General features: G+C 61.7%; 9 protein-coding genes. 3 read left to right on the top strand and 6 right to left on the bottom strand.

What is annotated here, in order from left to right; translation table 11 throughout:
• The 6 genes from QO002_RS29150 to ehuR all read right to left on the bottom strand — a co-directional run.
• Window positions 1-345 (bottom strand): aspartate/glutamate racemase family protein (locus tag QO002_RS29150; protein WP_503128905.1); only part of this gene is annotated, 345 nt, incomplete at its 3' end.
• A complete protein-coding gene (gene ehuD, locus QO002_RS29145; RefSeq protein ID WP_307236636.1) occupies window positions 342-1004 on the bottom strand; it encodes an ectoine/hydroxyectoine ABC transporter permease subunit EhuD in 663 nt (220 codons plus the stop codon). The genes ehuD and QO002_RS29150, both read right to left, overlap by 4 nt.
• Window positions 1005-1006: 2 nt before the next feature.
• A complete protein-coding gene (gene ehuC / locus QO002_RS29140) occupies window positions 1007-1666 on the bottom strand; it encodes an ectoine/hydroxyectoine ABC transporter permease subunit EhuC (protein ID WP_307236633.1) in 660 nt (219 codons plus the stop codon).
• A 268-nt stretch (window positions 1667-1934) separates the two neighbouring features.
• Window positions 1935-2789, bottom strand: coding sequence for an ectoine/hydroxyectoine ABC transporter substrate-binding protein EhuB (gene ehuB / locus QO002_RS29135; protein ID WP_307236629.1), 855 nt, complete (start codon window positions 2787-2789; stop codon window positions 1935-1937).
• A gap of 61 nt (window positions 2790-2850) precedes the next feature.
• Entirely contained in the window at window positions 2851-3636 is a 786-nt protein-coding gene (gene ehuA, locus QO002_RS29130) for an ectoine/hydroxyectoine ABC transporter ATP-binding protein EhuA (RefSeq protein WP_307236625.1), read from the bottom strand.
• 122 nt (window positions 3637-3758) lie between these two features.
• Window positions 3759-5144 (bottom strand): MocR-like ectoine utilization transcription factor EhuR, encoded by a 1386-nt coding sequence (gene ehuR / locus QO002_RS29125; RefSeq protein ID WP_307236622.1) that lies wholly within the window; start codon window positions 5142-5144, stop codon window positions 3759-3761.
• 106 nt (window positions 5145-5250) lie between these two features.
• Between ehuR and QO002_RS29120 the strand changes: the two genes are divergently transcribed.
• From QO002_RS29120 to QO002_RS29110, 3 genes are all read left to right on the top strand, one after another.
• The gene (locus QO002_RS29120) at window positions 5251-5745 is read left to right on the top strand and encodes an Lrp/AsnC family transcriptional regulator (RefSeq protein ID WP_307236618.1); all 495 of its coding nucleotides are present in this window, start codon (window positions 5251-5253) and stop codon (window positions 5743-5745) included.
• Between the two features lie 122 nt (window positions 5746-5867).
• Window positions 5868-7364, top strand: coding sequence for an NAD-dependent succinate-semialdehyde dehydrogenase (locus QO002_RS29115; RefSeq protein WP_307236615.1), 1497 nt, complete (start codon window positions 5868-5870; stop codon window positions 7362-7364).
• Between the two features lie 42 nt (window positions 7365-7406).
• A complete protein-coding gene (locus QO002_RS29110; RefSeq protein WP_307236612.1) occupies window positions 7407-8783 on the top strand; it encodes an aspartate aminotransferase family protein in 1377 nt (458 codons plus the stop codon).
• Window positions 8784-8799 lie beyond the last annotated feature (16 nt).

The raw sequence follows: 8799 nt of genomic DNA, 5'->3' as shown, positions 1-8799 counted from the left end.
GCTTGCCGCCTGCACCGACGCTTCGATACGCGCGTCGCCGATAACGACGGAAGCCGAGGTGCAGGAATACATGACCACGTCGAGGCTTTCATCGGGCAGGATCAGTTCTGCCGCCACAGTCAGCGACGGCTGCATCTTCATCAGGTTTTCCGGCGTGACCGGATTGGCATAGGAAATGCGCGTGACGTAGACGCCGATCCGCTCGCTCGCCACCAGACGCTGGAAATCGACTTCGGTCGTATGATCCGTCGCCAGGATGATCAGGCCAACCCGCTTGGCGAGCGGTCGATCATCGAGTTTTGGCGCACGCGTTGTCATGCCGATCCTGATATTTTTCCCGCTCATCGTTCGCCCACCTTGGCATAGCGTTCTTCGAGGAACCGCAGCGCCACCACGGAGATCAAGCTGATCACCAGGAAGAACACCCCAACCAGCGTCATCGGTTCGATATAGCGATAGCTGCTGTTGGCGACGCTCTTGGCCTGGTTCATCAGTTCCAGCACGGTGATGGCCGAGAGCAGCGGCGTTTCCTTGAACATGGCGATGAAATAGTTGGCGAGCGCCGGGATCATCGGCGGGATCGCCTGTGGCAGAACCACGTGGATCCAGGCCTGCCGGAGGCTGAGATTGGTGGCTCGCGCCGCCTCCCACTGGCCGCGCGGCACATTGTCGATGCCAGCGCGATAAACCTCGGCCGTATAGGTACCGTAATGGATGCCAAGCCCGATCACGCCGGCAACCAGCGGCGACAGGCGGATGCCGATATCAGGCAGTACATAAAAGATGAAATAAAGCTGGACCAGCAGCGGCGTGCCGCGAATGAAATCGGCGATGAAACCGACAGGTCGCGAAACCAGCTGGTTCGAAGATCGGCGGGTGATCGCCAGGACCAGGCCGACGACAGCGGCGACGATCGCGCCAAGTATGGTTGCGAGGATGGTAATCTTCAACCCTTCAAGAAGGGTCGGCATGATCTCCCGGACGAATGCCCAATCCCATTCCATGATTAGACCCTCAATCCGTCAAGACCGCGCGATGCACGGCGCTCCAGCCAGCGAACGACGGCGGTAATGGCCATAGCCATGGCGAAATAGAGAACCAGGATGATCGCGAATGGAATCAGTGTGCTGCCGGTCTGCGCCCGCACCACCTGCGCCTGGAAGGTCATGTCGGTCAGCGAAATCAGCGACACGACGGCGGTGCCTTTCAAAAGTTCGATGGCATTGTTGCCAAAGGTCGGCAACATCAGGGGCAGCGCCTGAGGCAGGATCACGTGCCGCATCCTGTGGTAGCGGCCGAGATTGAGAGCAACACAGGCCTCGTGCTGCTCACGGCCAATGGCCCGCACGGCGCCGCGCACCACCTCTGCGCCATAGGCACCAACATTCAATCCCAGCGCCAGAACACCAGCCTGCAGCGGCGTCAACGTGATGCCGGCGAAGGGCAGCACGAAATAGGCCCAGAACAACTGCACGAAGATCGAGGTGCCCCGAAAAAACTCGATATAGGTCGTCGCCAGCGCCCGAACCGCGACAAAGCGCGACAGGCGACCGAGACCGGCGGCAAAGGCCATGACCAGCGCCAGCGCCGAGCCCATGACGGTCAGCTCGATCGTCACCAGCGCGCCCTGCAATATCAGGCCTATATATCCGGACCAGTCGATCATCGTACTTTCTCTGTTGTTACCGCAGAAGCCTGGACACCGATTGAATCGTAGGGCGCCGCGCCTTACTCGTTCTCCGTCATCCTCGCCCGTTGGCGGGGATGCAGCAGCGGCGCGTCCGCGCCGCTAAAGGACTCGTCTCACGCGAAAGACGTCGCGTGGTTGGATTCCTGCGACATCCTCGGGTCAAGCCCGAGCACAGGAATGACGGAGGAGACTACGTGCTCCGTAAACAGGGAGAGCGGTGCACGCCGCTCTCCCTGTCCGCCTCTTACTTCGCAGCCGCGCAGAGCTTCTCGCGCGTCGTCGACATCGCGGCGGCCGCCGAGAAGCCGTAAGGTTCGATGATCTTGGCGAACTCGCCCGATTCCTTCAGCTTGGCCAGTTCGACGTCGAAGGCATCGCGCAGCGCCTCGTCGCCCTTCTTGAACGCCGCACCATCGCAATAGACCGGCGCGCCTTGGACCGGCGCAATCACCTCGAGTGTCGGGTCGTTGGCCTTCTTGACGAGATCATTGATCGACAGAACCGGCAGCGAATAGGCATCGATGCGGCCGTCCTGCAGCATCTTCAAACCGCTCTGGCCATCCGGCACGACGATGACTCGGTCGCGTGGCACGCCGGCTTCGAGCGCCAGCTTTTCTTCGGTGCCGCCACCCGGCGCCCCGATGGTTGCAGACTGGTCGTTGGCCACATCGGCATAGCTCTTGAAGCCCTTCGGATTGCCCTTCTTGACCAGCATGGCCTCGGCATCGCAGAGAACCGGCTCGGAATAGGCAACGGCCGCGCAGCGTTCCGGCTTCATAAACAGGCCGGCGGTGACGGCATCATGGCGGCCGGCCTGAAGGCCCGGGATCATCGCGCCATATTCGGAAATCGAGGCGACGACATCGGCAACGCCGAGGCGCTTGAAGATCTCGCGGGCAACGTCAGGCGCAGCCCCTGAAACCTTGCCATCGGCGCCGACAGCAGTGAACGGCGGCTCGTTGGCGATGGCGATGCGGGCGAAACCCTGCGCCTTCAGTTCGTCGAGTTTGGCATCGTCAGCGCTTGCCGACGCTGCAGCGAGTACCACCATCAGCGCCGTGGCGCCAGCTGCCATCGTCATGAAATACTTCAATGTCATCGTTCCAACTCCTCTGGATTTTTCCATTTTTATCGGAGGCATTGCCGGGTCGCTGCAGCGATCAGACGCGGTGCCCCGCCGCGATTATCTTGCGCAGGAAGCTCTGTGTGCGCTCCTGCCTGGGATTTCTGAAGATATCGTCCGGCTTGCCTTCCTCGATGATCCGTCCCTTGTCGAAGAACAGGACGCGATCGGCGAAGTCATGGGCAAAACCCATCTCGTGGGTGACCAGCAGCATGGTCATGTCGGTCTCGGCGGCGAGCTTGCGCATAACGTTCAGCACCTCTTCTACCAGTTCGGGGTCGAGCGCCGAGGTGACCTCGTCGAACAGCATGATCTTCGGCGACAGCGCCAATGCCCGGGCGATGGCCACGCGTTGCTTCTGTCCGCCGGATAACTGCGCGGGCATGCTTTTAGCCTTGTCGGCCATGCCCACCATGTGGAGAAGCTCCATCGCACGGGCCTCGGCCGCTGCCTTCGCCACGCCCTTGGTCAGCATCGGCGCCAGCGTGATGTTGTCGAGCACGCATTTGTGCGGAAAGAGATTGAAGTGCTGGAAGACCATGCCGATCTTCTCGCGCATCTTCTGCAGGTGCTTTTCATCGGCAGCGACAAGGCTGCCCGCCTTCTGCATGTGATAGAGCTGCTCACCGTCAACTTCGATATGTCCGCCATTAATCTTCTCGAGTGTCATCATGATGCGCAGGATGGTTGTCTTGCCGGAGCCGGACGGACCGATCAGCGCCAGTTTCTCGCCCGGCATGACATTCATCGACAGACCGTCGAGCACCGTTAGCGGCCCGTAGGTCTTCGTAATGTTGTCGATGCGAATGATCGGCGAAGGCATGCATGTCTCTCCCTGTTGAGACGAGCGATGCCCCAACGATGACCAGCTTCCGAAATCATGTCAATTATCAAAATAATATCATGACAATTATTCTGATTCTGCCCAAATGAAAGGCGAAATCATCAAATCGCGAGCAGAAGCGCTTCCGGGTTTCCCTGCGCCAGGGAGGCGACGATTCCGAGACCGGAACGCAATTCGGTCTCGGAGGTTGAGCCCAACGAAATACGCACGGCCGGCGCCCGGCCATGCTCGGCCGTCTGGAAGGATACCCCCGGCGCGATCGCTACGCCGCGCAACCGCGCCTGCGCCACGAAACCCTCCTCCGTATGCTGGGCGGTCAAGGGCAGCCACACATGCAGGCTCTGCGGGTGCGCATGGTAGGCAAGCCCCGAAAGGGTCTCGGCGGCGATCTCGTGACGACGGGCGAGCGCCTGCCTCTGCCAGTTGACCAGTTCCATCGCTGTCCCGTTGCTGACCCAGCGCGTGGCGATCTCGGCGATCGCCGGTGTCGCCATCCAGTTGGACACCAGATGGCGGTTGGCGACAGCCGCGACATAACGGTCAGGTGCCACGAGATAACCGATACGCAGACCCGGTACGGTGATCTTGGTGAAGCTGGTGACGTAGAGCGTACGTTCCGGCGCAAAGGCCTGCATCGGCGGTGGTCGATCTTCGACCAGTGGCCCCAGAATATCGTTCTCGATGATTGCGATATCGTGCTTTGCCGCCACGGCGGCCAGGTCCTGTCGGCGTTTCGCGCTCATCAGCGTGGCCGTGGGGTTGACCACCGACGGCTGGAGGAATACCGCCCGAACGGGGCCGTTGCGGCAGGCGGCGTCCAGGGCGTCCGGGATCATCCCATCAGCATCGATCGCCAGACCTTCCAGATGGATACCGAGATAGGTCGCGAGCGGCACCAGCGTATGATGGCTGATCGCCTCGGTCGCAACCGTCGATCCGGGTGGTGCGACGCTCATCAGTGCCACCGTCATGGCCGATGTGGCGCCATTGGTCAGGTTGATGTTGATCGGCGAGACATCCAGCCCGCACAGCGACAGCCATTCGGCCGCAACCGACCGATGGCGCGGGAAGACCATGTTCGGACGGAAGGACAGCGCCGAACTCGACGGCAGGTTTTCACCAAGCCAGGTGAAGGCTTCGCGCAGGCGGTCGAGATGGATCTGTTCACAGACCGGTTTCAGGATCGACAAGTCGATCACCTCGCCCAACCGTTCGGGCAAGTAGGGCGGTTCCGGCTCCTTCGGCCGTGTCTGAACGAAGGAACCGCGACCGATCTCGCCGGCGATCATGCCGCGCCGGATCAGTTCGTCATAGGCGCGGCTCACTGTCTGGATCGACAATTTTAGGTCTTCCGCCAACTTACGGTGCGTCGGCAACCGCGCGCCATTGGTGAGCTTGCCGTCGTGAATGGCACTGGCGATCTGCTCTGCGAGCGAGAGATAGGCCGGACGGCGAAGCTGATGCGGATCGGGGCGCCAATTTGTCATGATTTGACAGTGATAAAATTCAGGTCAATTGACAATGCAGAAATTGCATTCCGTCTGGCTTTTTCATAGTCTTTGACATGATTTCGATTTGGGGCACCCTTTCCGCATGAAACTGGACGCGATCGATCTGCGCATTCTCGAGTCTGTCCAGCGGGCTGGCCGCATCACCAAGGTGGCGCTCGCCGAAGAGGTCGGGCTGTCGCCGACGCCTTGCTGGATGCGCCTGCGCAAGCTGGAAAAGGCCGGAATCGTCTCGGGCTATCACGCCCGCGTCGCCGTGCGCCGCATCGCGAATGTCGCCATTGTCATGATGGAGGTTACCCTCGAAAACCACCGGCAGTCGGACTTCGACCGTTTCGAACGCGCGGTCGCCGCGATCCCGGAAATCGTCGCCTGCTGGTCGGTCGGCGGCGGCGTCGATTACATCCTCAAGATCATGGCAGCCGACATCGACGCCTATCAACGCCTGGTCGACGGACTGCTCGACCGGGAAATCGGCATCGCCCGCTACTTCACCTACATCGTCACCAAGACTGTGAAGGAGGAAACAGCGCTCCCGCTTTCGGTTCTGGTATCCAACCCGGAGACGCCGGGCAACTAGAGGATTCCTCTGCTGATGCCGCCATCTTTGGACCAATCCTCTCTTATCATCCGGCTCAACAGACCATTCCTCGCGTGAAAGCTGCCAGACTTCCGGCAACTTGCAAACACGAGGAGCCGGAGATGAACGCCGTATTCGCACGCCCCACCTGTCATGAGGCGCTGGAGCGCCTGAAGGACAAGCATCTCCTGAGATCGCTTGCCTATGTCGGTGGTCGCTGGATTGCCAATGGGGCGAACCGCACGATCGAGGTGCGCGATCCCGCCTCCGCCGCACCGCTCGCCTGGGTATCCGCCCTGGATGCGGACGAGACCACCACGGCCATCGGCGCGGCAGCGTCCGCGTTCCCGAAATGGCGGGCGCTGCTGCCGCAGGACCGTGCCAAAATTCTCCGCCGCTGGTACGAGTTGATGCTCGCCGCCAAGGATGACCTGGCGCTGATCATGACTCTGGAACAGGGAAAGCCGCTGACGGAATCCGAAGGCGAAATCGACTACGCCGCCTCCTTCGTCGAATGGTATGCCGAGGAAGGCAAGCGGCTGAATGCCGAGAGCGTCACCAGCCACCTGGCAGGAGCCGAAATGATCGTGCGCCGCGAGGCGCTCGGTGTCGTCGGCATCGTCACGCCCTGGAACTTTCCCTGCGCGATGATTACCCGCAAGGCAGCGGCGGCGCTGGCAGCCGGCTGCACGGTCGTCGTTCACCCCTCCTCCGAAACACCCTTGTCCGCGCTGGCACTGGCCGAGCTTGGCGAGCGGGCCGGCATTCCGGCCGGCGTGTTCAACGTCGCCACCGGCGACGCCGCAACCATCGTCGGCCGTATGAGCAGCGATGCCCGGGTACGTGCGATGAGCTTCACCGGGTCGACGGAGATCGGCAAGCTGATTGCCGGACAGTGCGCGCCGACACTGAAGCGGCTGGTGATGGAACTCGGCGGCCATGCGCCGCTGATCGTCTTTGCCGATGCCGATGTCGACAAGGCGGTGGATATCGCGGTCAATGCCAAGTTCGCGACCTCCGGCCAGGATTGCCTTGCCGCCAACCGCATCTATGTCGAGCGTCCTGCGCTGTCAGCCTTCAACGCCGCCTTCAAGACCCGTATCGAAGCCTTGAAAGTCGGCACGGGGCTGGAGGCAGGCATCGAGATCGGCCCATTGATGCATGAGCGGGCAATTGCCAAGGTCGAGGAACAGGTTTCCGACGCGCTTGCCCGCGGCGCCACACTCCTGACCGGCGGCGCGCGCCACAAGGCCGGGCCGTTGTTCTACACGCCGACACTTCTCGCCGACGTGCCCGCCGATGCGCTGATCATGCATGAGGAAACATTCGGGCCGGTCGCCGCAGTCACCGCCTTCGACAGCGAGGCCGAAGTCATCGCCCGCGCCAACGATACCGAATACGGCTTGGTCGCCTATGTCGTCACGGAGAATGGCGCGCGCCAGATGCGGCTCGGCCGGGCTCTCGAATATGGCATGGTGGCGATCAACCGGGTGAAGATCACCGGCGGCCCGATCCCCTTCGGCGGCTGGAAACAGTCCGGTATCGGCCGCGAAGGCTCCCGCCACGGCCTCGAGGCCTTCACCGAACTCAAATATCTCTGCATCGACACGGCCGCCTGAGGCTCGTCGACGCCCCCCGAACACCGAGCAAAGGAAAAGACCATGTCCGAACACAGCAACGAATTGACCGCCTGGGACCGCGACCACTTCTTCCACCCGTCCACCCACATGGGCATGCACGCGCGCGGCGAGACGCCGACGCGCATCATCGCCCGCGGCGAAGGTGTCTACATCACCGACACCAACGGCCGCACCAGCCTCGACGCTTTTGCGGGGCTCTACTGCGTCAATGTCGGCTACGGACGTCAGAAGATTTCGGACGCAATCGCCGCGCAGGCGAAAAACCTTGCTTATTATCACGCCTATGTCGGCCATGGCACGGAAGCCTCGATCACACTGTCGAATATGATTATCGACCGGGCGCCAAAGGGCATGTCCCGGGTCTATTTCGGTCTCTCCGGTTCGGACGCCAACGAGACCAACATCAAGCTGATCTGGTACTACAACAACATCCTCGGCCGCCCGGAAAAGAAGAAGATCATTTCGCGCTGGCGTGGCTACCACGGCTCCGGCGTCATGACCGGCTCGCTGACCGGGCTTGAACTCTTCCACAACCTGTTCGACCTGCCGCGCGCGCCGATCCTGCACACGGAAGCCCCTTATTATTTCCGCCGTCTGGACCGCTCGATGAGCGAGGAACAGTTCTCGCAATATTGTGCCGACAAGCTGGAGGAGATGATCCTGGCGGAAGGGCCGGACACGATAGCCGCTTTCATCGGCGAGCCGATCCTCGGCACCGGCGGCATCGTTCCGCCACCGGACGGCTACTGGCAGAAGATCCAGGCGGTGCTTGAAAAATACGACATCCTGCTGGTCGCCGACGAGGTCGTCACTGGTTTCGGCCGCCTTGGCTCGATGTTCGGCTCCGATCACTATGGCATCAAGCCGGACCTGATCACCATCGCCAAGGGCCTGACCTCGGCCTATGCGCCGCTGTCCGGTTCGATCGTCTCGCACAAAATGTGGCAGGTGCTGGTCGAAGGCTCCGACAAGATGGGCGCCATCGGCCATGGATGGACCTATTCCGCCCACCCGATCTGCGCTGCCGCCGGCGTGGCAAATCTGGAGCTGGTCGACGAACTTGGCCTTGTCGAGAATGCCGGCTCAACGGGCGCCTATTTCCGCGCCGAACTGACAAAGGCCGTGGCAGGTCACAGGCATGTCGGCGACGTGCGCGGCGACGGGTTGATGGCGGCCGTGGAATTTGTCGAGGACAAGGATGATCGCAGATTCTTCGATCCTTCCCGCAAGATCGGTCCCCAAGTCTCGGCGGCGCTTCTCGAGCGTGGCGTCATCGGCCGCGCCATGCCGCAGGGCGATATTCTCGGTTTCGCCCCGCCCCTTTGCCTGAGCCGGGAAGAGGCCGATATCGTCGTCAAGGCGGCGGCGGCGGCAATCGAATCGGTGCTCGGCAAATAAGCAAGAGGTGATCGTG

The sequence above is a fragment of the Pararhizobium capsulatum DSM 1112 genome (assembly GCF_030814475.1).
Lineage (GTDB): Bacteria > Pseudomonadota > Alphaproteobacteria > Rhizobiales > Rhizobiaceae > Pararhizobium > Pararhizobium capsulatum.
The sequence above is the reverse complement of the archived record's forward strand: the minus strand, read 5'-3'. Positions and strand labels throughout refer to the sequence as shown.

What these genes read in the sequence shown, in the direction of transcription:
- ehuA (WP_307236625.1), bottom strand. Translation starts at nt 3,636, where the DNA reads ATGCCTTCGCCGATCATTCGCATCGACAACATTACGAAGACCTACGGG.
- ehuR (WP_307236622.1), bottom strand. Translation starts at nt 5,144, where the DNA reads ATGACAAATTGGCGCCCCGATCCGCATCAGCTTCGCCGTCCGGCCTAT.
- ehuC (WP_307236633.1), bottom strand. Translation starts at nt 1,666, where the DNA reads ATGATCGACTGGTCCGGATATATAGGCCTGATATTGCAGGGCGCGCTG.
- QO002_RS29120 (WP_307236618.1), top strand. Translation starts at nt 5,251, where the DNA reads ATGAAACTGGACGCGATCGATCTGCGCATTCTCGAGTCTGTCCAGCGG.
- QO002_RS29115 (WP_307236615.1), top strand. Translation starts at nt 5,868, where the DNA reads ATGAACGCCGTATTCGCACGCCCCACCTGTCATGAGGCGCTGGAGCGC.
- ehuD (WP_307236636.1), bottom strand. Translation starts at nt 1,004, where the DNA reads ATGGAATGGGATTGGGCATTCGTCCGGGAGATCATGCCGACCCTTCTT.
- QO002_RS29110 (WP_307236612.1), top strand. Translation starts at nt 7,407, where the DNA reads ATGTCCGAACACAGCAACGAATTGACCGCCTGGGACCGCGACCACTTC.
- ehuB (WP_307236629.1), bottom strand. Translation starts at nt 2,789, where the DNA reads ATGACATTGAAGTATTTCATGACGATGGCAGCTGGCGCCACGGCGCTG.